The 26073-nt window shown below is 31.2% G+C and carries 30 protein-coding genes; 6 read left to right on the forward strand and 24 right to left on the reverse strand.

Annotated features, from left to right (window positions below):
- From B5X62_RS00005 to B5X62_RS00035, 7 genes are all read right to left on the reverse strand, one after another.
- Window positions 1–242 (reverse strand): DUF6364 family protein (locus B5X62_RS00005; protein ID WP_079665343.1); only part of this gene is annotated, 242 nt, incomplete at its 3' end.
- A gap of 307 nt (window positions 243–549) precedes the next feature.
- A complete protein-coding gene (locus B5X62_RS00010; protein ID WP_079665344.1) occupies window positions 550–1176 on the reverse strand; it encodes a hypothetical protein in 627 nt (208 codons plus the stop codon).
- Between the two features lie 251 nt (window positions 1177–1427).
- Window positions 1428–1685: a Txe/YoeB family addiction module toxin gene (locus tag B5X62_RS00015; RefSeq protein ID WP_079665345.1), complete on the reverse strand. Its 258-nt coding sequence runs from the start codon at window positions 1683–1685 to the stop codon at window positions 1428–1430.
- A gap of 1 nt (window position 1686) precedes the next feature.
- A complete protein-coding gene (locus B5X62_RS00020; protein WP_079665346.1) occupies window positions 1687–1941 on the reverse strand; it encodes a type II toxin-antitoxin system Phd/YefM family antitoxin in 255 nt (84 codons plus the stop codon).
- 281 nt (window positions 1942–2222) lie between these two features.
- Window positions 2223–2981: a TRADD-N-associated membrane domain-containing protein gene (locus tag B5X62_RS00025; protein ID WP_079665347.1), complete on the reverse strand. Its 759-nt coding sequence runs from the start codon at window positions 2979–2981 to the stop codon at window positions 2223–2225.
- A 230-nt stretch (window positions 2982–3211) separates the two neighbouring features.
- The gene (locus tag B5X62_RS00030) at window positions 3212–4042 is read right to left on the reverse strand and encodes a carboxypeptidase-like regulatory domain-containing protein (RefSeq protein WP_079665348.1); all 831 of its coding nucleotides are present in this window, start codon (window positions 4040–4042) and stop codon (window positions 3212–3214) included.
- A gap of 237 nt (window positions 4043–4279) precedes the next feature.
- Window positions 4280–4864 carry a tetratricopeptide repeat protein gene (locus tag B5X62_RS00035; RefSeq protein WP_079665349.1) on the reverse strand — a complete coding sequence of 195 codons (585 nt, stop codon included), beginning with the start codon at window positions 4862–4864 and terminating at the stop codon, window positions 4280–4282.
- 9 nt (window positions 4865–4873) lie between these two features.
- Between B5X62_RS00035 and B5X62_RS15500 the strand changes: the two genes are divergently transcribed.
- Window positions 4874–5023, forward strand: coding sequence for a hypothetical protein (locus B5X62_RS15500; RefSeq protein ID WP_159447616.1), 150 nt, complete (start codon window positions 4874–4876; stop codon window positions 5021–5023).
- 68 nt (window positions 5024–5091) lie between these two features.
- On the opposite strand, the gene B5X62_RS00040 is transcribed toward B5X62_RS15500, so the two are convergent.
- From B5X62_RS00040 to B5X62_RS00085, 9 genes are all read right to left on the reverse strand, one after another.
- Complete coding sequence (locus B5X62_RS00040; protein WP_144038254.1) at window positions 5092–5745, reverse strand: hypothetical protein; 654 nt, start codon at window positions 5743–5745, stop codon at window positions 5092–5094.
- A 240-nt stretch (window positions 5746–5985) separates the two neighbouring features.
- Window positions 5986–6399, reverse strand: a complete 414-nt coding sequence (locus B5X62_RS00045) for a putative toxin-antitoxin system toxin component, PIN family (RefSeq protein ID WP_079665351.1) — start codon at window positions 6397–6399, stop codon at window positions 5986–5988.
- Window positions 6389–6604, reverse strand: coding sequence for a hypothetical protein (locus B5X62_RS00050; RefSeq protein WP_079665352.1), 216 nt, complete (start codon window positions 6602–6604; stop codon window positions 6389–6391). Before B5X62_RS00050 ends, B5X62_RS00045 begins: the two co-directional genes overlap by 11 nt.
- Window positions 6605–7134: 530 nt before the next feature.
- Window positions 7135–7443, reverse strand: a complete 309-nt coding sequence (locus tag B5X62_RS00060) for a hypothetical protein (RefSeq protein WP_079665354.1) — start codon at window positions 7441–7443, stop codon at window positions 7135–7137.
- 238 nt (window positions 7444–7681) lie between these two features.
- Complete coding sequence (locus tag B5X62_RS00065) at window positions 7682–8245, reverse strand: acetate and sugar kinases/Hsc70/actin family protein (protein WP_079665355.1); 564 nt, start codon at window positions 8243–8245, stop codon at window positions 7682–7684.
- A 221-nt stretch (window positions 8246–8466) separates the two neighbouring features.
- The gene (locus B5X62_RS00070) at window positions 8467–9189 is read right to left on the reverse strand and encodes a DUF2625 domain-containing protein (RefSeq protein WP_079665356.1); all 723 of its coding nucleotides are present in this window, start codon (window positions 9187–9189) and stop codon (window positions 8467–8469) included.
- Between the two features lie 293 nt (window positions 9190–9482).
- Complete coding sequence (locus B5X62_RS00075) at window positions 9483–10190, reverse strand: LytR/AlgR family response regulator transcription factor (RefSeq protein ID WP_079665357.1); 708 nt, start codon at window positions 10188–10190, stop codon at window positions 9483–9485.
- A 3-nt stretch (window positions 10191–10193) separates the two neighbouring features.
- Window positions 10194–11357 carry a sensor histidine kinase gene (locus B5X62_RS00080; RefSeq protein ID WP_079665358.1) on the reverse strand — a complete coding sequence of 388 codons (1164 nt, stop codon included), beginning with the start codon at window positions 11355–11357 and terminating at the stop codon, window positions 10194–10196.
- 62 nt (window positions 11358–11419) lie between these two features.
- A complete protein-coding gene (locus B5X62_RS00085) occupies window positions 11420–12157 on the reverse strand; it encodes a CPBP family glutamic-type intramembrane protease (protein ID WP_079665359.1) in 738 nt (245 codons plus the stop codon).
- Window positions 12158–12352: 195 nt separating this feature from the next.
- Here B5X62_RS00085 and B5X62_RS00090 point away from each other — a divergent pair, with 195 nt between their 5' ends.
- The 5 genes from B5X62_RS00090 to B5X62_RS00110 all read left to right on the forward strand — a co-directional run bounded on the left by B5X62_RS00090 (window position 12353) and on the right by B5X62_RS00110 (window position 17960).
- Complete coding sequence (locus B5X62_RS00090; RefSeq protein ID WP_079665360.1) at window positions 12353–13207, forward strand: GLPGLI family protein; 855 nt, start codon at window positions 12353–12355, stop codon at window positions 13205–13207.
- 44 nt (window positions 13208–13251) lie between these two features.
- Window positions 13252–14040: a GLPGLI family protein gene (locus B5X62_RS00095; protein ID WP_079665361.1), complete on the forward strand. Its 789-nt coding sequence runs from the start codon at window positions 13252–13254 to the stop codon at window positions 14038–14040.
- Window positions 14041–14365: 325 nt separating this feature from the next.
- Window positions 14366–16399 (forward strand): methionine--tRNA ligase, encoded by a 2034-nt coding sequence (gene metG, locus B5X62_RS00100; protein WP_079665362.1) that lies wholly within the window; start codon window positions 14366–14368, stop codon window positions 16397–16399.
- A 228-nt stretch (window positions 16400–16627) separates the two neighbouring features.
- Window positions 16628–17368: a GEVED domain-containing protein gene (locus tag B5X62_RS00105; protein ID WP_079665363.1), complete on the forward strand. Its 741-nt coding sequence runs from the start codon at window positions 16628–16630 to the stop codon at window positions 17366–17368.
- 118 nt (window positions 17369–17486) lie between these two features.
- The gene (locus tag B5X62_RS00110; protein ID WP_079665364.1) at window positions 17487–17960 is read left to right on the forward strand and encodes an Mpo1 family 2-hydroxy fatty acid dioxygenase; all 474 of its coding nucleotides are present in this window, start codon (window positions 17487–17489) and stop codon (window positions 17958–17960) included.
- Between the two features lie 231 nt (window positions 17961–18191).
- On the opposite strand, the gene B5X62_RS00115 is transcribed toward B5X62_RS00110, so the two are convergent.
- The 8 genes from B5X62_RS00115 to B5X62_RS00150 form a co-directional block, all read right to left on the reverse strand.
- The gene (locus tag B5X62_RS00115) at window positions 18192–19139 is read right to left on the reverse strand and encodes an electron transfer flavoprotein subunit alpha/FixB family protein (RefSeq protein ID WP_079665365.1); all 948 of its coding nucleotides are present in this window, start codon (window positions 19137–19139) and stop codon (window positions 18192–18194) included.
- 93 nt (window positions 19140–19232) lie between these two features.
- A complete protein-coding gene (locus B5X62_RS00120) occupies window positions 19233–19979 on the reverse strand; it encodes an electron transfer flavoprotein subunit beta/FixA family protein (RefSeq protein WP_079665366.1) in 747 nt (248 codons plus the stop codon).
- A 226-nt stretch (window positions 19980–20205) separates the two neighbouring features.
- Complete coding sequence (locus B5X62_RS00125; protein ID WP_079665367.1) at window positions 20206–20913, reverse strand: SDR family oxidoreductase; 708 nt, start codon at window positions 20911–20913, stop codon at window positions 20206–20208.
- A gap of 85 nt (window positions 20914–20998) precedes the next feature.
- Window positions 20999–21859, reverse strand: coding sequence for a T9SS type A sorting domain-containing protein (locus tag B5X62_RS00130; protein WP_079665368.1), 861 nt, complete (start codon window positions 21857–21859; stop codon window positions 20999–21001).
- 99 nt (window positions 21860–21958) lie between these two features.
- Window positions 21959–23341 carry a dipeptidase gene (locus B5X62_RS00135; protein ID WP_079665369.1) on the reverse strand — a complete coding sequence of 461 codons (1383 nt, stop codon included), beginning with the start codon at window positions 23339–23341 and terminating at the stop codon, window positions 21959–21961.
- Between the two features lie 78 nt (window positions 23342–23419).
- Window positions 23420–23656, reverse strand: coding sequence for a hypothetical protein (locus B5X62_RS00140; RefSeq protein WP_079665370.1), 237 nt, complete (start codon window positions 23654–23656; stop codon window positions 23420–23422).
- Between the two features lie 89 nt (window positions 23657–23745).
- Window positions 23746–24897 carry a class I SAM-dependent methyltransferase gene (locus B5X62_RS00145; protein ID WP_079665371.1) on the reverse strand — a complete coding sequence of 384 codons (1152 nt, stop codon included), beginning with the start codon at window positions 24895–24897 and terminating at the stop codon, window positions 23746–23748.
- Between the two features lie 18 nt (window positions 24898–24915).
- Window positions 24916–26073 (reverse strand): methylmalonyl-CoA mutase family protein, encoded by a 1158-nt coding sequence (locus B5X62_RS00150; protein WP_079665372.1) that lies wholly within the window; start codon window positions 26071–26073, stop codon window positions 24916–24918.

Consider the following 26073-nt stretch of genomic DNA (forward strand, 5'->3'; position numbering starts at 1 on the left):
GAATATTTTTTACTTAAATATTCATAATAATCATCCTCAGAATTTTGCTCTGATTGTGTAGGAATAACCCCAGTTAAACTTTCAACTAAAGGACTTATTTCAATTTTCCTTTTTTCTTTAGTAATTAATGAATTCAGATAATTTTCTATAAGTTTTGATAAACTTACCTTATTATCTTTTGCATAATCTTTAGCACTTTCAATAATGCTTTTATTTAGATTTAATGTGAGTTTGGTATTCATATAAAAATATTTACGTGTAAAATTAAATATTATTTACGTGAAATCAAAATTAAATTTGTTGTTGGGTGGTCAAACGTGGTGTCGCATAACGAAAAAGTATTGGCGAAGTGCGGGCTTAATTTGAACGAATGTTCAAGTTCAGACCAAACGAAGCCGATGCTTTTTCAGATAAGCTAATTTAGTGAAAAAGATTATATGAAAAGCAGCGGCGGATAAATATTTCCACTTTTTCTATTTTATATTTAACCCCGCATTTTGCCAATACTATGTTATGGGCAGTACATTTTTATTGATAATTAAGTTGAAATTATTTTTTTCGATAGCTTAATATCTCGAATTCATAATTCTTGAAAATCCAACTATTTGCTAAATCTACAGCAACCTGTTCGCTTATTCTTACTGGAGGTTTTATTTCTTCAATCGCATCAATAGTATGTGCATTAACTCTTAAAGGTTTAGTTTTGTTTTTTATATAGGACGATATTTTTTGGTATAAAGGATATGAGTTTGGTGAATGTAATTGTATATCTTCATATATGAAAAATTTACCTTTATCGTCTTCCTTATCTACACTAACACCTTTTTGTAGTGTTAATTGTATGGCCCAAAAATGAATTCGTACAGCTTCTCTGTAATATGGCCAATGAACCATATTGGCTGGATTTATCATAAAACCAATATTGTTTTCGTAGTTCAAACTACAAACAAAACTGTTTATGTTGATGTAAGAAATGTTACCTTGTGTAGTATAATTTTTAGGAATGTTTTCTGAAATAAGCGAATTATAAAACTTTTGATATTCCTCATAAATATTTTCATTTTTTTGAAGAACAAATTTGATTTTTAATTCTTCGCAGTATTTTACAAAGCTACTAAATTCAATAGGACTTAGAATAAATCCCAATTTCCAAAAACCGTTTTTAATTGTCCCCATATTTTATACTAATTTTTGTGCGGTATTTTGGTTGTATTGCCCATAACGGAAAAAGTATTGGCGAAGTGCGGGCTAAAAATGAACTTTAGTTCAATTTTCGACCAAACGGAGCCGATATTTTTTCCATGAAACGAACTTACAAAAAATTAGTGAAATGGAAAAATAGAGGCGGCTAAAGATGCGGAATTTTTCAATTCATACCTTAACCCCGCATTTTGCCAATACAATGTTAACTGCAGTAAGAATTTTTTCTAATCGTAATGAAACCTACATTTTGCAATTAAAATTTCATTTTCTTGATATTTATAAATTAATCTGTGCTCATCGTCAATTCTACGAGACCAAAATCCAGAATATTTATGTTTTAATGGTTCAGGTTTTCCAATTCCTTCAAATGGATTTCTTGAAATATCTTTTAGAAGATCATTGATTCGTTTCAATTTCTTTTTATCCGTTTTCTGCCAATACAAATAATCTTCCCAAGATTCGTCAACAAAAGTATATTTCATATTACTCTTCAATTAAATCCTTTGAAAATGATTTTCCGTTTTTCAATTTTTCAATTGCTGAATCCAAACGCATTTCGTTTTTTCTCGATGATAATTCATAATTAGTTGCCATCAAAGAATTATATTCCTCTAAAGACATGACAACAATTCCCGAATCTTTTCCGCGATTGATAATTAGAGTTTCAAAATTCTTTGCAACTCTATCTAAATATGATTTTATGTCTTTTCTAAAATCAGAAACACTTGCAATTAGCATAATTTTGTATTTTTATTTGTACAAATATATGTACAAATTTTCTAAATTACAAATTGTGCGAAATTTTGGAATCTTATTGCAGTTAACGGAAAAAGTATTGGCGAAGTGCGGGCTTAATTTGAACGAATGTTCAAGTTCAGACCAAACGGAGCCGATGCTTTTTCAGATTGTCTAAATTAAGAAAAAAAAACAATATGAAAAGCAGCGGCGTGTAAATATTACAAATCTTTCTATTATACATTTAACCCCGCATTTTGCCAATACAATGTTAGCTGCAGTCTTTATTTTAAGCTTCTTTCTAATAAGGAAATCACAATTTTTTCAGTCATTTCATTTTTCTTATCAAGTATTTCAATGTTTTCTGCTAGATTTATCGCTAACATAGTATCTTGAACTTTAATTAATTGAGCAAAAAAGAAATTTACTTGTTCTAGACTTTTCTTATATACAAAAAAATATGCTCCACCAATAAATTCAAGCAATAGTCCAGAAATGCCTGTTAAGAACGATAATTCAATACTAGAAATTTCAAAATAATAAAACCAAATTCCAGTTACTATTGTTACAAAGCCAATAATAATAGAAATTAAACTAATACGAAAACTACTTTTAGCTTGATTTTTATTAATTGTATAATACTCATTTAACTGATTTAGGCTTAATTGAATTGTATTGAAAATGTCATAATCATTGTCTTTTTCTATTTTGTCTGTAATTTCCTTCCTTTCAGATCTTAAATCACTAATTTCTTCTTCATATTTTGCATTGTAAATTTCTTGCATATAAAGCATGTAAAGAAACCCAATTGTTGCTAATGGAATTACAATAAATGGCAGGAAATTCTCGAAAATATATTTTCTCTCATTTTCATCTTTAACAAAAAGAAGAGAATAAAATATTAAACCTATAAGTGCTACCATAAGTACTGAAAATAGTACTGTCATAAAGATTCTTGAAATTTTATTTTCAAAAACAACTTTACTAAGAAATGTGTAAGGTTTAGTTCCGTGCCCAATTAACTTGGCTAAATTTTCAATCATTTGGATTGTGCGATTTTTTTTAAGATTGCAGCTAACGGAAAAAGTATTGGCGAAGTGCGGGCTTTCGAAGAACTAAAAGTTCAAGAACGACCAAACGGAGCCAATATTTTTTCAATGGAACTAAATTAAACAAAAATGTGGAATTGAAAAATATTGGCGGCTAAATATTTCAAATTTTTCAATTATACATTTAATCCCGCATTTTGCCAATACAATGTTAGCCGCAGTTTTTATTTTTCGACTGCTACATCTACGTTTATTGATGGCTCTCCAGCTGAAAATTTTTCCCAACTTCCAAAATAATTTCTATAGTAGGTATTTTTTGAAAAAGCAAAAATATTTCCGCCAATCATTAATCTTCCATTAAATCCCTCACCAACTCGAACGGTAACAAAAAAATCTTCATTTGTCCAGATGTTTTTATCACTAACATCAATTGATACTTTGTTGTTTATGACGTCTTCCTTGTTTATAGTTAGCTTTATTGTTTCATTTGTTAATGATTTTGAATCATCAGGAAAACCATTTGTCGAATTCTGAATATCAAAGATTAGATCAGCTGGAGAATTTAGATTGATACTTACTAAATTTAGATTGATTTTTTTGACTTTTAAACGTTTTTTGTTTTCAATTCTAATAGCATATTCTCTATACACTTTATCTTTTCTTTCAGAATCGTATCCGCAATATGCTCTTTTTGAATTTGAGGTTCCAAAATTTCTCTTAGCGAATTTTTTTTGATCAATCTTTACTTCTTCAATTTTTGTTATCTTTTCTTTTAAAATAATTTCGTGATTTGAATTAATGAAGCTTTTAATATTTGTTTCAAAAGGTAAAAACTCACTAACTAAAACCTTTATTTTTTTTGAGGAGTCAATGTTTGTTAAATCTATTTTGAAATTTCCATTTACATCTGTCAAATCTCCAACAGATTCATTTTCAATTCCAATTCTTGCATTTTCAACAGGTTTATTTTCAGTGTCTACAATTTTTCCTTTAATTTCTTGTGAATAACTAACTATTGAAATAAAAAATAGAAATAGTGTTGTCTTTTTTATCATTTGTGTACTGATTTTGTAAAATTGTGGCTAACGGAAAAAGTATTGGCGAAGTGCGGGCTTGAGTTGAACGAATGTTCAAGTTCAGACCAAGCGGAGCCGATGCTTTTTCAGATTGTCTAAATTAAGGAAAAAAACAATATGAAAAGCAGCGGCGGATAAATATTTCTGCTTTTTCTACTTTACATTTAACCCCGCATTTTGCCAATACAATGTTAGCTGCAGGTCTTTTTAGTTCATTTAATATTCAAATTTTTGTTTGTAAAACGTCGCTTTTTCTTCATTTCCAACTTCCTTGAATAGATTTGAAAGTTCTAAAAAAATATATTCAGAACTCGGCCCTAATTTTTCGCTAATTAAAAAATAATTAATTGCTTCCAAATATTCTCCTTCGTCTCTTAAAATATAACCGAGATCTTCTGTTATTGCTAAAGTTGGATAATTTTCGAATGCTTTTTTCAAAATATTAATTCCAAAAATAGGATTCTGCTTCGAATAGTAAAGCTCATACAATCCTAAACATTCAGAGCCAACAATTGGAATTATTTCAGCATTCAAATCATGAATTAAATTAAAAGAAACTTTTTTATCATTACTTAATACTACATTTTCACTTATTCTTTCAGGTGTAATAATTTCAAGATAACATTCTTCATAATTTTTTTCTGAAATTAGAATTGATGGAACATAAAAAGTACCTTCTAAATCAGGAATTACTTTAAATTTTGTTTCTTCAATTTCCCATTCAAGTTCATCGTCAAAATCATCATTAATAACTTGAAATATATTTGAATTATTTGCTTTGAAAATTTCTTTTAGTTTCATGCGTAATTTTTGCGAAGACTTGCAGCTAACGGAAAAAGTATTGGCGAAGTGCGGGCTTTCGAAGAACTAAAAGTTCAAGAACGACCAAACGGAGCCGATATTTTTTCCATGAAACGAACTTACAAAAAAATAGTGGAATGGAAAAATAGCGGCGGATAAAAATGAGGGATTTTTCAATTCACACTTAACCCCGCATTTTGCCAATACAATGTTAGGCGATGTAATTACTATTCATCAAGATTGGAAAATGGAAATTGAGTAGTATTATTGAAATCCACTAATCCAGTTCCATAAAAAATATTAATATCTTCATTTATAATGTTATTTTGTCGGAACTCTTGAAACTTTTCATTTCCATTATTAGTTTTATTAAATGCTGCGAAAATTCCATATACTTTTTCCTCTCCACTTGTTTGCCTTTCAATTATTTCTTTTATTCTTATCATTTTATTTATGTCATTTTGATAAGAAATTATATCAGTATCATTTATTCCGATTTTGTCTCTACAAAATTTCAATTCTATTAATATCGCTCCACCGGCAATTGTGAAATTTTTCGAAGGATTACTTCTATATTGAGGTATCCCTTTCTTAAATACATATTCGGTTGAATGATAAATACTAATATTTTCTGTGTTTACAATAATTATGTCTGGTACCAAAGTAAGTTTTCCATCTTCATCAAAAAATTTAACTTCAGAATGAACAGCACAACCTGTAATCTCTTCTGAAAAAGTACTATTATCGATAGGAAACAATTCATAAATCAATCTAAATAATTGACATTTTAAATCGCTCTCAGTTAGTATAAGTGCTTTATTAGACTGATAATTTGTTTGAAGTTGATGAAGTTTTTCAATTATAACCTCTACAGATCTCAAATTTATATACATGGGATTGGTTTATTATATCGCCTAACGGAAAAAGTATTGGCGAAGTGCGGGCTTAATTTGAACGAATGTTCAAGTTCAGACCAAACGGAGCCGATGCTTTTTCAGATTGTCTAAATTAAAGAAAAAAACAATATGAAAAGCAGCGGCGTGTAAATATTACAAAATCGTTCTATTATACATTTAACCCCGCATTTTGCCAATACAATGTTGTACGACGTAGCGATTACATTATTTTGTTTCCAAAAATTGAGCAATTGTTACAATATTAGTTTGTTCAAATTTTTCTAAAACTAATAGATCTTTATCTCCAGTAATCAAAAAGTTTGCATTAGAATCTTTGGATAAAGAAAGTAAGAAGTTATCTTTTTCATCTCTACAAACTTCTACTTTACTTGTAACAGTAATAAATTCTGCATATTCTTCAATTGTTTCGATAAGGTTTTCTGTGTCTTCTTGAGAGAAAAAACGTCTTAACTTTGGTCTTTTGATGACTTCCAAAAATTCATTTAAAAGTTCTTCACTAAAAATTAATATACATTTTCTTTCAAAAATGATTTCATCAAGTTGAGAATAATTTTTTGAAATCAAAAAGCTAATCCAAAGATTTGTATCAAGTATAATTCTTTGGTTTTTACTTTTCATATCTTTTTGCTCGAACTTTTGCTACTTCAGTTGTTATTTCATCAAGACTCGGAGCCGACTTCGCATTTGAACGAAGTTTTTTAAGAACATCTGCAAAACCTTTCTTAGATTCTTCTTTAATTGAAATCAAATCTAAATCAGCTAAACTTTTTAGAAGCTTAACGGCTTTCGGGTTTAATATGTCAATTCTAATACTTGTATTCATTGTTTCAAATTTATATCAAATATATGAAAAATTATTGTGTGGGATATTGCTTTTGCTATGTCGTACAACGGAAAAAGTATTGGCGAAGTGCGGGCTTTCGAAGAACTTTAGTTCAAGAACGACCAAACGGAGCCGATGCTTTTTCAGATTGTCTAAATTATGAAAAAAAACAATATGAAAAGCAGCGGCGTGTAAAAAAGTAGAGTAGTTCAATTATACCTAATCCCCGCATTTTGCCAATACAATGTTATGCGACGTTTTTTTTATTCTCAGATTTAAGAAATTGTATTAAAAAACAAATTATTGAAGTATAAATTAATGATAAGAAAAGAATGGAAGTTAAATATAACTCTAATTCAGATTTAATGGGGTTAATTTTGAAAATAAGTTTTAATGGTTCAATAATAAATAGAAAAAAATTCAAAAATTTATTTTCAAAATCAGAATTTTCGTCAAATATTAACAAATACCAAAATTCAATTATAAGTATTATGAAAACAAAAAAATTAATGATAAAAAATTGCGAAACTTCATATTTTTTTCTTTTTTGGAAGTGAAAACAGTAAAATACTTAAAGTAATTAAAACAAAAATAATCCAATTTTTAGCAATTGCATTTTCAGATTTTGCTTCTCTATTTTTTTTCTGAAAATTAATTTCATTAATGGCAATTTTCTTAATTTCTTCAATATTTTTAGAGTTTTCTATTAATTCAATTTTCTCTCTCAAATTTGAATCATTTTTAGTTTTTGCAAAATCAATTTCATTTAAGTTAGATGAAATTAACCAACCAAATAAAAATATCGAAATTATTAAAATGATTGTTCTTAAATAATTCATTTTCAAATTGTAATCTGATTTTTTATAAAATGTCGCATAACGGAAAAAGTATTGGCGAAGTGCGGGCTTAATTTGAACGACTGTTCAAGTTCAGACCAAACGGAGCCAATATTTTTTCAATGGAACTAAATTAATAAAAAATGTGGAATTGAAAAATATTGGCGTATAAATATTTCAAATTTTTCAATTATACATTTAATCCCGCATTTTGCCAATACTATGTTAGCAGAAGTAGTTTTTATTTTTCTAGTTTATCTAATCTGCTTTTAAGTCTATTAATTTTTGTATTAAAATTTATTCGAAAACCATGTACTGGCTCAATAAACGTCAAATCATTATTATAACAATTCCTTATTTCTTTTTCTAAAATTGGATTTTTTGATATTAAAAAAGTCATTCGGTTATATTCTTTGTTTTGTTCTTCTTCTATCAAAAATTTTAATATTCTTATTTCTTCCTTCTTATTTTTCATTTTTCGATATAAGATTATTAGTCGATCTAGAACATCACGATGAAGGTTTACATTAATAATTGATTCATATAATCTAATTGCTTTATTTATATCAATAAGTTCTAAATTCTTAGCTTCTTGATAAATCTTTTGACCATCTTGTTCTCTATTTTTTTCCTTATCAATAACCTTTTTTCTATTCTTGAGTTTTTCAAGAATAGTTAACTCAATGAAGACTTCATTATTGCTGTTCGTATTATTTATGAAATGAATAAATTCGTTGGGTTCTAAGCATACTGAGAATTCTTTTAAAAATTCATCAATATTAAAATTAATCATATTTTCACTCATATCCGCATTTTTGGATACTATTTCTGCTAACGGAAAAAGTATTGGCGAAGTGCGGGCTTAATTTGAACGAATGTTCAAGTTCAGACCAAGCGAAGCCGATGCTTTTTCAGATAAGCTAATTTAGTAAAAAAGATTATATGAAAAGCAGCGGCGGATAAATATTTCCACTTTTTCTATTTTATATTTAACCCCGCATTTTGCCAATACAATGTTATCTGCAGTTATAATTTTTGCGTTCGGAGTTTGTAAATTTCTACCATATTTACTTTAGTTTTCTGAACTTTATTTATATTTTTTCCTTCTTTTGTCCATAAATAAGGATAAAACATAAATGCTTCATTTGTATTCAATGCTTTGAAATCATTTTCCCAATTTTTCCAGCGTAAATCTTTATAAAAATTCTCAATATTTCCATTAAAGCAAAAATCAATGAAATCTGTATAACTTAAATCTAAAGCTTCAGGTTCTAAATTATCGGGTGATAAATAATAAATTTTACCTAAATCATTTCCTAAATCTCCGCCATTTAATAAGAAAAATCCGCCAACTGCATCATCCGCAATAATTAAATGATTTGGTTTTTCTCCATAATTTTGAAAAGTTTTTCCTTTGTTCCATTCAGGTAAATTACGGTTCAGTTTTTCATTTCCAGAACCATAAATTCTAATCCAACCATTATTGATTAAAATTCCACCTGTATGGAAAATTATTGCTCCCATTGGTGAACGTGTTGAAACTTGGGAATTGAACAATGCTTCTTTAGATTTTAACGAATCATTTTCAAGAATTTGAATTTTATTTTTCGCATTATTTTTCCATTCATGTATTAGACTTATTGCATCTTCATTTTTATTTATCAATTCATTTAATTCTCTCATTTTTATTTGTGCAAATGATAAATTAGTAATTAAAAATAGAATTAATATATTGATTTTCAATTTCATACGGTGTTTTGAGATAATTGCAGATAACTATTGTATACATGCAAGATAACATAAAATTTTTAATATTTAGTCATCACTAGAAAAACACTATAACAACCAGATTTATAGAACATTAGTAACAATTAATTGATTACGCATTCTATATATAATTTACTTAATATTAAAAATTTAACTATTAACATATAAAAAATACACATTACCCAAAATAAATAGTTGCTCCTACTCTATTCAATTAATGTAACTGATTAAATTAAAGTATGTCACCTAGCTTTTAAACACAGAATATCAAACTATCATTTAATTCCCAACAATCTCAAAAGCTCTTCTTTTTTGTTGGGCGCAATGCTAATTTGTGTTCCTGTGGTCAGTTCAACAAGGTTGCCGTGGATACTTCGTACCGCTTCAAGATTGATGATAAATGACCTTTGAACTCTAAAAAAAGATTGGAAAACCAAAGTTTCTTCAATCGATTTTAAAGTCGCTTGAGTAGAGTAACTTTGATCTTTTAAAACAAATTTAAGATAATCGCCTTGCGCTTCGATATAGACAATTTCGTGTAACAAAATTTTCACCAATTTACCTTCTGTTTTGATGAAAATTCGATCATCATTAACTTGTTGAATTTCGGAATGTGATTTCAAACCAATGAATTCTTTGGCTTTATTTACAGCTTTTAGAAAACGATCCATGCGAACAGGTTTCACCAAATAATCAAAAACGCCAACTTCAAAACTATCGATTGCAAAATCTCGATACGCCGTAATCATAATAAAAATAGGCGACTTTTCTAAAAATTTGACAATTTCTAAACCATTAATCTGCGGCATTTCGATGTCGCAAAAGACCAAATCGACTTCATTGTTTTGCAGAAACAAAATCGCGTCCAAAGGATGTTGAAAACTCCCAATAATTTCCAAAAAAGGAATTTGTGAAGCAAGATTTTCAATCACTTCAATTGCTAAAGGCTCATCATCAATAATGATCGTTTTTATCGTCTTCATAGGTTATAGCTTGATGTCAAGTTGTACGTTAAACGTGTTTTTATTCTTCGTCACCAAGAGAGTATGTTCCTCTGGATAAATCAATTGAAGTCTCTTTTTAAGGTTTTCTAAACCGATGCCTCCAAAGTTTTTAAGTTCAGTTTTGGGAAGAAAATCATTTTCTAAATTAAATGAAAACTGATGATCTTTAACTTCAATTTTTAAATTAAGAAATGCGTTTTCTTTATTTTTTAAACCATATTTAAAAGCGTTTTCAATAAGTGAAAATGTGAGTAAAGGCGCAATTGTTTTTCCTTTGGTTTCGTTCTCGTTGGGCAAAATTATCGAAATACTTTTCTCTTCACCATGACGCATTTTTTCTAGTTCGACATAGTTTTTAATAAACTCAATTTCCTTTGTTAATGGTACTCTTTCTGCATTCGATTCGTAAAGTGTGTAACTCATCGTGTCAGATAAATTGAGAATCATATCGGACATTTTATCATCTTTTTTAAGACTTAAACTGTATAAATTATTTAAGGTGTTAAATAAGAAATGGGGATTAAGTTGAGATTTTAAAAAGTCTTTTTCAATATTGATATTTTGGATTTGAAGTTGAGAATTTTGTTTCGCCATTTTCAAAGATTTTGAATATAATTTTGAAATTTCAAACAAAATTTTAACAAAGAAAAAAGGCGACAACAGCGAAATAATGATGATAGTTTGCGATATAATTCTAGATACCGAAACCGCTCCCCAAAATGTTTGTTGCGCACTTGCAGTTATCGCTCCTTTTAATTCTCCAAAACCAATTTCGTAGCCCAAATAATGGTATAAAACCGAAAAACCCAAAGTAATCCATAACCAAATGGCTGTCAATAAAGGCAATGTGACACTAAGAATTATCATGGCAATTCCCAATTTTTGATTAAATAATTTGGGAGCAATTACATAAAAAAACAAATAAAATATCGTCATATTACTAACTGCCATTCGGATGGTTAAAATAACACTATTGAATGTTGTTAAATCATAAGCTAATCGGTAACTCAAAAATAAAAGGATTGCAAAACTTAGCCACATAGTGGTGTGAAGTAAGATTCGAGTCTTCCAAGTTATTTCTTTTTCAAAATCGAAATCGGCAATTTTTTCGGACAGTTTACTGGATAAAAAAGATGAATTTTCCATAAAATTTAGTAGAAAACTTTATCGAAAAGAAGCTTTCAATAAAGTTTTCGAAGGTAAAAATATTACAAAATTCTTATAAGAGCATTCATGAGATTAATACAATTGTGCCCAATAATTGGAAAAATGAGATTTCCACTGAATTTTCTGAGTAAACCAACGCTAAATGATGAGATTAAAATGAGATAAATAATGGTTACAAAATCAAATTTCACTTGATAATCTGTCGTTAAAATGGCTCCATGAAGTACACCAAAGAGTATTGTGATGATGACAAATCCCCAACCAAATTGGATTCCTTTGTAATTCCATTTTGGTGGAAAAGCTTTATCTAAAAGCCAAAATCCAATTCCACGAAATGCAAGTTCTTCTGTTAAACCTGGCATTGACGCTTGAAACAAAAAAGTTTCTAAATCGAAAGTCCCTCCTTTTGGGAACAAAATCATTTTGAAAATAAAATCGAATAACAAAAATCCTAGAAACACAAAAACTCCGAATTTTACTTGTCTTTTAGAATTGGTTTTAAAACTGAATCCAGCAGCTTCGCGGTTTTGTTTGTTTAAAGAAAATATAATTCCTAACGAAAGCACTAAACTTAAAATTTTTCCTCCCCAAGCAAAATTTAGTTCTAAAGATTTGAAGTGAAAATAATCTTTTGCCAAACCTTGTATACTGCAATCGACCAAAAAATATAAAAGAAAATAGAGTAGATATTTTAAGTTTGGTTTGTTAGTTTTTACAATTGCTAAAATGATGAATGGAAGCATAATTGCGATCCAAAGAAGTGGTGTTAGTAGTGACATAATGTTTATTTTTTGTCAAAACTAAATCCAACAAACGTTAATTAAAATCTTTACCGATAGAACATAGATTTTTACCGATGAAAATATTTCTTTTGTCATCGTAACAACTAGTCGATGCGAGAATTCATTAACGAATAAGAAAAATACTTATTGAAAAAAGTGTATTTTCGATTCAACAAAAATCTAATAAATTAAATGAAAATATTAACTTTTTTTTTCTCATTACTATCCATATTTGTATGTTCTCAAAATCAAAGATTTGTTTACGAATACAGCTTCAGAATGGATTCTTTAAATCGTGATAACGTAGAAAAAGAACTGATGAATCTTGATGTTAGCAAAGAAGGATCTTACTTTTATAGTGCATTACTTATTGCGCGCGATTCACTTTTTAAAGCTGAATTTGAAAAAGCTAATGCGGCTAAATCTATGGTTTTGGACATGCGAAAAATAAAAAAATCAAAAGTTAATTTCCGAATTTCAAAAACCTATCCAAGCTTTGAGACAGTATATCATTCCATGCTTAATGCAACAAATTTGGCGATCAAAGAAGTGGAAAAAATAAAATGGACAGTTTTATCCGAGACAAAAACAATTGAGAAATTCAAAGCTCAAAAAGCGACGACAACTTTCGGAGGCCGCAACTGGATTGCTTGGTTCACTAATGACATCCAAATCCAAGATGGGCCTTATAAATTTTGTGGTTTACCGGGATTAATCTTAACGATCGAAGATGACAAAGGAGATCATCAATTCAGATTTGTGGGTAATCAAAAAATTAAGCACGAGCAAGGTCTTATGGATTCTAAAATGAAAGACATCTTTGTTACCAAAGAAAAATTTAATTTTTTATGGAATGAATACAAAAAAGATCCCGCAAAAAACATCAAATTAATCCACAGCTCGTCCCAAATGTCGGAGACTTTATTTTACAATGCAAACAATGGAAGTCCTATGTCAAAACAGGATTTAATAAAAGGAAAAGAAGAACGTGCTGCCGAAAGTTTTAAGAAAAATAATAACTTTATCGAAGTTGCGCTTTATAAATAATTATTCTTAAACATAAATCAAAAAACTGATAAAAACCTATATCCATGAGATGTATTTTGTATTTCTTAATAATTTCTAATCTTAGCTTTTCCCAAAAATTAAGTTTTATTTATGAAACAAAATTCAGATATAATTCCGATAAACCAAATGACTATTATGAAAAAAATATGCTTTTGGAAATTGACGACAATAAATCCATTTTTAGAGATATAGATGACAAAAAAATCGATTCGATACGACTTAATAACGGCAGAGGAATGACAAAAATGGGCGTCGAAAATAACTACTATGTTAAAAAAGACTTTCAATCTGATAGCGTCGATAAGATAATCACTTATCTAGGCGTTAATTATCTATTACCAATTGATGAAAAGCTAAATTGGATTATAAAACCTGAAAAAACCAAACTCGGGAAATATACTGTTCAAAAAGCTGAAATTAATTATGGCGGTCGCGATTGGTCGGCTTGGTTTACAACCGATTTGGCATTTAACGATGGTCCTTACATTTTTCATGGTTTACCAGGCTTGATAGTCTCTATCCAAGATTCTAAAAACGATTTTTCGTTCAATTTGATCCAAGTAAAAAAGTATGAAAATCTTTTTGATGCTAGAACCAAAACTGTTACAATTGACTGGAAAAAATATGAATCGCTTGCCAAGTCTTATTATAATGATCCGTATGATTTACTATCTAAAGCGGGACGCAAAGTTACAATGACTGGACCTAACGGCAATGTCATGGATATAAATGAAGTCGCTAAAGAAGTCCAAAACGAAATTCTGCAAGACAATAACCCTATCGAACTTAACCATAAAATCAATTACAAATAAAAGACGTCAAATACTGAATTACCAAAGAATAAACATCCCTTGTTAAAAAATATTATTTCTATAAAAAGTTTAAACATAATTCATTATTATTATTTTGAATTAAGGAATAGATATCAAACATATTATCTCATTTTTAATTTCAATAATGAAATAAACTTTGCGAATGCAGTAGAAAAATACTTTTACAAGAACATAAAAAGGTAAATTAGAAATTATATTCTGAGACTTAAGTTGCTTTTTTAAAGTAAATTTCTTGCATATTCTTTTTACAAACTTAACTTAAGCTAATAATTCCTTATTTTTGCATTAATTATAATTATACTTAATGTCAAACAAAAAACTGATTACGGCGGCGTTGCCTTATGCAAACGGACCGGTTCATATAGGGCATTTGGCGGGAGTTTACATTCCTGCGGATGTTTACGCAAGATTTCAAAGAAGATTAGGACAAGATGTTGCGTTTATTTGCGGATCCGATGAACACGGAATCCCAATCACGATTCGTGCAAAAAAAGAAGGCGTTACACCTCAAGATATCGTTGATAAATACCATGAAATCATTAAAAAATCGTTCTCAGATTTGGGAATTTCTTTTGATGAATATTCAAGAACAACGGACAAAAAGCATTATGAAGTTAGTCAGGATTTCTTCAAAACTTTGTACGAAAACGGAAAGTTTACAGAAGAAGTTTCAGAACAATATTTTGATGAACAAGCGAATGAATTTTTAGCAGACCGTTACATCGTTGGAACTTGCCCGAATTGTGGTAACGACAATGCTTACGGAGATCAATGCGAGAAATGTGGATCGACACTTTCGCCATCAGAATTAATTAATCCAAAATCGATGTTGAGTGGAAATATTCCAGTTTTAAAACCAACAAAAAACTGGTATCTTCCTCTAAATGAATACGAAAATTTTTTGAACGAATGGATTATCGAAGGTCATAAAAACGATTGGAAACCTAATGTTTACGGACAAGTAAAATCTTGGTTAAATGACGGTCTTAAACCTCGTGCGATGACCAGAGATTTGAATTGGGGCGTTCCTGTTCCGCTTCCAGATGCTGATGGAAAGGTACTTTATGTTTGGTTTGATGCGCCAATTGGTTACATTTCGTTCACGCAACAATGGGCGGAGAAAAACGGAAAAAACTGGAAAGATTATTGGCAAAACCCAGAATCAGATTTAATTCACTTTATCGGAAAGGATAATATTGTATTCCATTGTATTATTTTCCCTGCAATGATGAAGGCTCACGGAAATTACGTGATGCCAACAAACGTTCCTGCTTTTGAATTTTTAAATCTTGAAAACGATAAAATTTCAACTTCAAGAAATTGGGCGGTTTGGGCAAATGAATATGTTGAGGAATTCCCAGGTCAGCAAGATGTTTTGCGTTATGCATTACTTTCTTCGGCTCCCGAAACGAAAGATAATAACTTCACTTGGAAGGATTTCCAAACCAAAAACAATTCAGAATTGGTCGGGATTTTCGGGAACTTTATCAATAGAGTTGCGGTTTTAATTCATAAATATTACGATGGCGTTGTTCCAAACGGTAATGTAAACGCTCCTGAATTAAATGAAGTTTCGAAATCTGCGAAAGAAATTCACGAATTTTTAGAAAAATTTGAGTTTAGAAATGCTTTGACAGCTTTAATGAATTTGGCGCGTTTCGGGAACCAATATCTTCAAACCGAAGAGCCTTGGAAAACCATTAAAGATAATCCAGAAAAAGCAGCTCAATCTCTATTTGTGGGCGCTCAAATTGCAGTTGGTTTAGCGCAATTGTGTGAACCGTTTATGCCTTTCAGTTCAGAAAAATTATTGAATATGTTTAATGTTCAAAAAATGAATTGGAACGATGTTGAAAACTCAAAAGTTCTTATCGAAAGCGGTCACAAAATCAACGAAGCTTCTCTTCTTTTCTCAAAAATTGAAGATGATGTCATTGAAGCACAAATCCAAAAATTAGAGAATACAAAACAAAATAATAAAAAAACAAATCCTAACGCAAAACCTATGAAAGAGGAGATTTCTTTTGATGATTTCGGTAAAATAGATTTAAGAATCGGAACTATTTTAGAAGCTGAAAAAGTAGAAAAAGCCGATAAACTTTTAAAATTCAAAGTAGATACGGGAATCGATGTAAGAACTGTGGTTTCAGGGATTGCAGAAAGTTTTTCACCTGAAGAATTAATCGGGAAACAAGTAATGGTTTTGGTGAATTTAGCGCCAAGAAAAATCCGTGGAATTGAATCTCAAGGAATGTTATTATTGACTTCAAAACCTGATGGAAAACTTTCTTTCGTTACGCCAGATGATTCCGTAGAAAACGGGATTGATGTTGGGTAGGATTTAGATACAAAATTCTAGAACCAAGATTTTAGATTATCTTCTTATTAAATATATAAAAGTTCTCAAGACAATTTGTTTTGAGAACTTTTTTTTGCGTTGTTTTCAGAAAATCAAAAAAATTAAAAAAAAATTAAAAAAGCTCAACTGAATAAAATTCACAAATAAAACTATTGCGTAACTTAAAATTATAATTAATTTTACAAACAATTAAAAAAATTCTTATATATGAAAAAAGTTTTACTTTTTAGTTCAATCGCATTAGGTTTAACTGCAAATGCTCAAGTTACTTACTGTGAAGGTGGGGCAGACTCTCCTGAATTTGAAAAAATCAATAACGTTAAATTTTCAAATATTGACAATGCATCAACGGACACTCCAAATTATAGTGACTTCACTTCTAAGATCGCTAATGTTCAACAAAACAAATCATACACCTTAACCGTAAAAGCTAATGATGAGAATTATGGTGGTGATGTACTTTTAGTTTGGATTGACTTTGACCAGAATGGTGTATTCGATGCTGGAGAAAATGTTTTCACAAAAACTGGAACAGGACCATACACAAAAGAGATCTTAATCCCAGCCGATGCAAAGGTTGGACAAACAAGAATGAGAGTAAAGTTATATGATAAATATAACAACCCAGAAAGTACAGGTCCTTGCGGAACTTTTGATTTTGGTGAAGTAGAAGATTACACTGTTGATATTGCAGCAGCAACGATGCAAGTGTCTGATACTAATAAAAATAATATCTCTGTTTATCCAAATCCTTTTGTAGACGTTCTAAAAATATCTGACGTTAAAGGTGTTAAATCTATCATTGTTAATGATGCAACTGGAAGATTAGTAGCAACACTTGCTCCAAGTTCAGAAATTAATCTTTCTAAACTTCAAAAAGGTTTTTATGTGATTAATCTTAAAATGGAAGATGGTAGCGTAAAAACTATTAAGACTATTAAAAAATAATTATTACTTATTTATATTTGACAAAGAAGAGACTGCCTTGGTAGTCTCTTTTTTTGCATTTTAAAATCTAAAAAGTATTACAATATTTTAGTAATTTTATTTATAGAAAAGTGATAACATGAGAACAATCGATCAACTCTTTGCAGAATATGGTGAAAGTCATCAAAACCACACGAACAAAACGATACATTGGATTTGTGTTCCGTTGATATTTTGGAGTATTTTAGGTTTTATTTCTTTAATACCTACGCCACATTTTTGTTTTGCATTTTTTGGATGTATTAGCATCGCAAGCTTTATTGCACTTATTTTGGTGTCGATATTCTATATGAGATTGTCGTGGGTTGTTGCAGTGATAATGTTAATTGTCATGTTGATTATGGAGCATCTTTGCTATGCTGTTAATGTCTATTTTGAATCTAAGTCATGGATTGTTTTTGTTGCTGTTTTTGTGTTATCATGGATTGGGCAATTCTATGGTCATAAAATTGAAGGCAAAAAACCGAGCTTTCTAAAAGATTTACAATTTCTACTGGTTGGTCCAGCTTGGCTTCTGAGTTTTATTCTTAAAAAATTGAATATTCCTTATTAAATTCTTGCCTAATTATTTTTAGCCCCGATAGAAGCGGCATCCTTTGGGGCGGCGTGAGGCGACGGAGCGGCGCACAAAAGATAGAGCGGATAGCGGGAAAAGCTCCTAAAAATAATAGATGTAGTCAAAAAGCTTTCAACAAAAAGTCCTACTACAAAAATTAGATCCAGTTAATTCCAAATAAAAAAGCCCGAGAAGATTCTCAGGCTTTATATCGAGTCTAAAAATCGGTTAAGATTTGAAGGCTTTAAGTTTTTCTACCAAGGCAGGAACGATTTGGAACGCGTCTCCAACTACACCATAATCTGCAGATTTGAAGAACGGCGCCTCTGGATCGTTGTTGATAACTACAATAGTTTTTGAAGAGTTAACACCCGCCAAATGCTGGATAGCTCCAGAAATACCTACTGCGATATATAAGTTAGGCGAAATTGCCTTACCTGTCTGACCAACGTGCTCAGCGTGTGGTCTCCAACCGATGTCAGCAACTGGCTTAGACGATGCTGTTGCAGCGCCAAGGACGTTTGCTAGATCTTCGATCATTCCCCAGTTTTCTGGACCTTTAAGACCACGACCTGCAGAAACAACGATTTCAGCTTCTTTAAGGTCTAACTTACCTGATGATTGCTCGTGGCTAACCACTTTTGTATCTTCGTTAACGATACTAAGATCTTTAACTTCTTCTGAACCTGAAACTGCATTTTCTTTAGCACCGAAAGCATTTTGAGATACTGTCGCGATAACGTTAGCAGCGTCAGCTTTTGCATGCATAAATCCTTTACCTGAGAAAGCTTTTCTTTTCACTTGGAATGGTGAAAGGCTTTCTGGCGCAGCGATAACATTAGTTAACAATGATGCATTCTTTTGGATTGCTAACATTGGTGCGATAGACGACGCGTCTGTCGTGTGAGGGAAAACAACGATGTTGCCATCCGCAACTTGTCCTACTGCATCTGCATAAGCTTTTGCGCTGAAGTTTTTAAGTCCTTCGTCTTTAACGTTAATTACTTTTGATGCTCCATACTTATATAATAAATCTGAAGAATCTGTTGGGTTGATAGAGATAGCTGTTACAGTATCACCAGCTTGGTCTGCAATAGCTTTGGCGTAAGCAACTGCTTCGAAAGCTGCTTTTTTGTAAACACCATTTATATTTTCTGCATATACGAATATTGCCATTTTCTTGAATTTAAAAATTAAAAGATTTAATGATTAAAAGATGTTATTCGAGTAATCTTGTGTCTCGAATCTTGTATCTTTTAGTCTCTAATATTAGATAACTTTAGCTTCTTCGTGAAGTAATCTTACCAATTCGTCTAAGTTGTCAGGAGAAACCAATTTAACAGCTGCTCTTGGCGGAACCGCATCAAAAGAAATAGCGTCAACTTTAACTTCTGTATTGCTAGGTTCTACAACTTGTAAAGGCTTCGTTCTTGCAGACATAATTCCTCTCATGTTCGGGATGATAAGATCTTTTTCTTCAACAATACCTTTTTGACCAGCGATAACTGCAGGTAGTTTAACAGAAATAGTTTCTTTACCTCCTTCAATCTCTCTAACAGCCGTTGCTTCAGCACCGTTGATATCTAGACCAACACAAGCGTTAACGAAAGGTTGGTTAAGCAATGCTGCAACCATACCTGGTACTGCTCCACCGTTATAATCGATAGATTCTTTACCAGCTAATACAACATCGTATCCACCGTCTTGAGCGATTTTAGCAATCTCTTTAGCTACCGAATAACTATCTTTAGCTTCTGAGTTAACTCTAACTGCATCGTTAGCACCAATTGCTAATGCTTTACGGATAACAGCTTCGGTCCCAGCATCACCAACGTTAACCACAGTAACTGTAGCACCTTGGCTTTCTTGTAATTTTATAGCTTTTGTTAAAGCAAATTCGTCCAAAGGATTAATTACCCATTGGATTCCGTTTTTGTCGAAAGCAGATTTGTCTGCTGTAAAGTTAATTTTACTTGTCGTATCAGGCACACTGCTGATGCAAACTAATATTTTCATTTGGATAATTTTTTTTGAAATTAAGCTTTGTAAATATACTAAATAATACTATGCACGCATAATATTTTGTTATTTTATGAATAAGAATCCGTCAACATTTGATTAAAAGGAATATGGCAAGAATCTGCAAAAAGTTTTGAATTAAATTTTAAAACAAATACAAAGTTTTGACAAGAATCATAATTCCCAAAAATCATTTCTAAATCCGAAATCTTATTTCCTTTAATTATTTTTTGATTTGAGAAGCTCTTAATTCAATTTTTGCTGGTAAAACACGAGGATCCATTTTCATCATATTTAAAACCAAATCGCCGACATCTCTCGGTTGTATTTTCCACGATTCTTCTTCTGATGGTTCCGAATTATTAAAATAGGTATTGATCGATCCTGGTAAAATCACAGAACATTTAATATTGTATTTTCTAAGATCCAACATGGCTGCTTGGGTAAATCCAACGACACCAAACTTAGAAGCATTGTAGCCACTTCCCTTTTCGAAAAAATATTCACCAGCCAAACTCGCGATCGAAATAAAGTAACCTTCAGTTTTCTTTAAAGCTTCAATACTCGATTTTAAAGTATAAAAAACACCCGTCAAATTGGTATCAATCATATCTTGCCAATCCTCGATACTCAAATCTTCAATCGGTGCAAAATGTCCCAAACCAGCATTGGCAATCACCAAATCTAATCTCCCGAATTTCTCTACAACTTTAGAAATCGCTTCTTGCTCATCATCAAAACTTTTAACATCGGAAACAATTCCTAATACATTTTCGCCAGAAGCATCCAATTGTTTTGATGCTTTTTCTACATCTTCTGCTTTTCGCCCTGAGAAAGCAATTTTAAAACCATTTTCCAACAGAACCTCTGCAATCCCAAAACCGACACCTTTTGTTCCGCCCGTTATATAAGCAACTTTAATTTGTGACATATTGATTGTTTAGTTTTACAAAAATAAAAAAAACGCCCCTTTCGGAGCGTTTGTAGTATTGTTAAAAATATTATAAACTATTGGATTAGTCTTTAATAATTTTTTGGATATATACTTTACCATCGTTTGCTTTAACTTTCAAGATATAAGCACCTTTTGCAAAACCAGAAACGTTGATGTCATTTGATTTGCTAGACGTTGACTTAACAACTTTACCAGCCATATCATAGATCTCAACACCTTCGGCAGCAACATTATTTCCAAACTTGAATCTAAGAATATCTTTAACTGGATTTCCTAAAATTTGAAGATCTTTAGAGTTAATAATTTCAGTAACACCTAAGTTATTAACACCTGTAATAGTCATTACCCATTTAGCTGAAGCAAAACCTGCCAAAGCACCAGTACCAGTTGCAATTGGCGTACTAAGTCCACATCCCTCTGACATTAAGTAAGATGGCCCTGTTTGTCCTCCTGCATTTGTTCCAAAATAAAATTGCTCTGTGTTAGCTTGTCCATCATGTAATACCTCTAATACAAAAGTAGAACCTGCTGGAATAACTTGTGTATAGCTAGTTCCTGAGTCTGCCATTCCTCCCACTTTACTTGGACTAATCTCAATCATTCCACCACTTAGGTAGCTTGAAGTTCCATTAGGGAAAGTTCCTGTGTAAGTTGACAAACTAAATTCTACAGGATAAGTTTTGTTAGCTGTTTGCACACCGATCGCTACGTTTGTAACTTTATAATCATAGTTGATACCGTAGTCAGCAAGTTTAAACACTCTGTAGTAAGAGTTATCTGATGTATAACCACCAGCCTGACTACCACAAGCAACAGAACCAGTTGCTGATACTGTATTAGGTGTTGCGTTTTGAGTGATTACTTGTGCGTTTGCAGTAATTGCTGTAATAGCAATTGCTAAAGATGTAAAAATTTTATTCATAAAATACTTTTTTAATTCGAAAGCAATTTACAACTTTTTAAAAAATAAAGCAATACTTTTTAAAAAAATATTGCTTTATAATAACTATGTGTAGTAATCTTAACCTTTTGTATAATACTCGAAGAAATATGGGATACTCTCAATTCCCTTGTAATAGTTATACAATCCGTAATGTTCGTTAGGAGAATGTATCGCATCAGAATCTAGACCAAAGCCCATTAACACTGATTTTGCGCCCAATACTTTTTCGAACAAAGAGGTAATCGGAATACTTCCGCCACTTCTATAAGGAAGGACTTCTCTACCGAAAGCTTGTTCCATTGCTTTTTTCGCCGCTTGGAATTCTTTAGTATCGCTTTCCAAAACATAAGGCATTCCGCCGTGGTGCGGCGTCACTTTAACCTTAACACTTTTAGGAGCAATCTTCTCAAAATATTTTGTGAACTTCTCTGTAATTTCTTCAGGTGTTTGATTCGGAACCAAACGCATAGAGATTTTAGCAAAAGCTTTAGAAGCAATAACAGTTTTCGCACCTTCACCCGTGTAACCTCCCCAAATACCATTAACATCCAATGTTGGACGGATAGAAGCTCTTTCTAAAGTTGTGTAGCCTTCTTCGCCTTGAATATCATTTAATCCAATAGACTTTTTGTAAGTTTCTGGATCATCTTTCAGTTTGTTCATTTCTTTACGATCTTCGTCAGAAACAACCAAAACATTATCGTAGAAACCATCGATTGTAATGTGGCCTTTGTCATCGATAAGATCACCAATCATTTTAGCTAAAACATTAATTGGATTAGGAACTGCGCCTCCGTAAAGTCCAGAATGTAAATCTCTGTTAGGACCTTCCACTTCCACTTCTACATAACTAAGACCTCTAAGTCCTGTTGTAACCGTTGGTTGCTCAACCGAATAAATATGTGTATCCGAAATCAAGATAACATCACATTTTAGTTTTTCTTTATTTTCTTCTAAAAAATCAGCTAAACTTGCAGAACCAACTTCTTCTTCTCCTTCGATGATAAATTTAACATTACAAGGTAAAGAATTCGTTTTCATCATGGCTTCAAAAGCTTTAACGTGCATAAAGAATTGACCTTTATCATCCGCAGAACCACGTGCGAAAATTGCACCATCTGGATGTAATTCTGTTTTCTTAACCACTGGCTCGAAAGGATCGCTCGTCCATAATTCTAACGGATCAGCTGGTTGAACATCGTAATGTCCATACACCAAAACCGTTGGCAAAGCTGGATCAATCATCTTTTCGCCATAAGCTACGGGATAACCTTTAGTTTTTAATACTTCTACATTGTCAGCGCCCGCTTTTTTTAAGTGGTCAGCCACCGTATCAGCACATTTCAGAACTTCGTCTTTGTAAGCTGGATCAGCACTAATTGACGCAATTCTTAACACATCAAACAACTCGTCTAAAAAACGTTGTTTGTTTTCCTGAATATAATTTTGAGTTTCGTTCATATCTAAAACTATTTGGAATTAATTGATATAAAAAATGTCTCACGCGAGTAAGACATTATATATTGTGAGAATCTATTATTACTTAACTTTAACAGTATCAACTTTTGCAGCTTCTGTTGGCGTCGCAACCGCAGTCTGTACTGGAGCAGCTTTCGTAGTGTCAACTTTAGCTTCGTAAGTTCCGTGTGGTGCGTTAGGATCGTCATATCTAACAACATCGTCAGTTTTTTTAAGACGACCTTTGTTACCTCCTTCTGGTAAACTACAAGATACTACAAATAAAGCTGAAGCCAATAATAAAAGAGATTTTTTCATTCTTAAAATTTTAAAGTTCAAAATTACTAAAACTCGTTCGTACAACAAAATAATTATCAGAAATTTATTCCGATTCTTGATAATTCTAGTTAATCCAAACTTCGGAGGACCAATTTGGCTTTTTGACTTTGTGTAAAAACTAAATAATCTTGTCCACCGTCTTTTATTTTGTACTTCTTTTTAATCTCGTCTGGCGTCAATGGATGATTTTTAGAAATGATATTAAACTTTTCGTTTTTAATTAACTTCTTAGGATCGATATTTTTAACTTTTAAAATTCTTCCGGCAAAATTATTTAACAATTGCGAAGATGTGTAAAGATGTGTATTGGGATGTAATTTTTTAAGATTAAACAATTTTGAAATACTATTAAATCCACCCGATTTTAGAACCGAATTATTGGGAATATAAAGATAATTTTCAATGTCGCCAAAGTCAGCTTTTATTGATTTTTCATCTTCAAAATAAAACTCAAAAATAGAATCTTGACTTTCCAAATTAATACAAGAAATCAATGGATTACCCGAAATAAAATTCTTTTCTAAAGTTAAAACCAATTCTTTAACGTCATTTCGCCAAGCAATAATTTCGATCTTTGAAAGATGCTTAACCTCCGACACCAAATAACTAATGTCGATTAACGGAGACAATTTAATAATTACTTTATCACCGATTTCTAGTAATTGATCTTGAATTTCTAAAATATTGGGTGATAAATCTTCCAATAAAAATTTCTTCTTTAGATTTTGGTCACGACGCGCTGGATCGAGATATATGACATCGAAATGCTTTTTGTTTTGACTTAAAAAATCTTCTAAATCAAGATTGTGGAAATTAGCTTTTCTGCCATGGATGTTCCAATTATGTTCAACAATTTTAATTAGATCTGGATTTTGCTCAACCAAATCAATTTCATCAAAATTCTTTGAAAGAAAATAAGCATCAATCCCAAAACCACAAGTCAAATCGAGGAAGTTTTTGCCTTTTAAAAATTCAGATTTATAAGCCGCTGTAACTTCGGACGAAGCTTGTTCTAGATTGAGATTTGGCGGAAATATTATGTTGTCTTTTTTCAAAAATGGAAACTTCTTTTCGGCAACTTTTCGACCTTTAATTTGTTGCACAATTTCCTGCATGGAAACGCCATCAAAAGGCGATTTCTTCAATAACAAAGAATGCAAATCTGCGTCGAGATTTGCATTAATATAATTTTGAATTTCTTTATTAAGAAGTTTTTCCATTTTTAAAACATCTGAAAACTACTCAAACATTTCTGCCCAACGAACAGCTTTTATTTCGTTGTCGTTGTAAAGATCAGAAACTTGTTTTGTAACCTCCAATTTTGGATAAAGATTAACACCAATCAATTTGATTTTGCCCTCTTCTACCCAAGTTTGTTCTTTGGTCGCTTGCTCAAAAATCATTTTTTGAATTGCTCCATTTTTAATATTTTCCGCAAATCCTCCTTTATTTTCAAAATCTAAAAATAAAGTCCAAGCTTGCTCTGACAACTGACGCGTCACATCTTCGATCACATAACTTCCTGATGTCGCATCTTCAAAAACATTGATGATACTTTCGTACGCCAAAACAATCATCTGTTTAAAAGACAATTCTTCGGAAAGTTTGGTTTGATTTTTAATTTTGAAATCGTTGGCAAAAACCGCATCAGCGCCACCAATCATCGCTGCAGACAACTCTAAAGTCGAACGAATCAAATTATTCTCTTCGTCGTTGTTGGCTTTATTTCTAAAACTTGTTTCGGCAAAAATATAAGGAAATATATTCAATCCGTATTCTTTAGAAAGCTGATTGAATAAATATTTAAAAGCTCTAATTTTAGCAATTTCTAAAAAATATTGATGTCCAATTGCGAATTTGAAACTTAGTTTTTCTAAAATTTCAGATCCAAATTTCTCCACCAAATCTTTAGTTTTTGCTAAAGCAATCGCCAATTGTTGTACTAAAGAAGCACCAGCATTTTGATAAACCGAAGCATCTACACCAATATTTCTTTTGAAGTTATTCTTAAGTAAAGACTGCACCAAAGCTTCATCAATACTAGCATCTTTAGAAAAAACATCCACCAAACTAACATATTGATTGGTCTCAGCCGTTGTAAGATTCGCTAATTCTAGATTAGAAAAAAACAAAGTTTTCTCCGCAACTTTAACATCTTTATCGATTAAAAAAGCGTAGGCATCTTCCTCCAAAAAGTCGTTGTATTTAGCAACAAGATGTGTACTTTCTTCGATACGTGGAAGCTTTTCAGCTTTCGGTGTACTATTGTCGTAATAAGCTTTTACAACAATATTTTCAAGATTTTCTTTAATTAAAATTGAATCAATATCATCGGTTTTCAATTGTTTTTTCACCAATTGTTCCCAATCTTGAAGACTAACTTTTGGAAATTCCAT

Source organism: Soonwooa buanensis, assembly GCF_900167905.1.
GTDB lineage: Bacteria > Bacteroidota > Bacteroidia > Flavobacteriales > Weeksellaceae > Soonwooa > Soonwooa buanensis.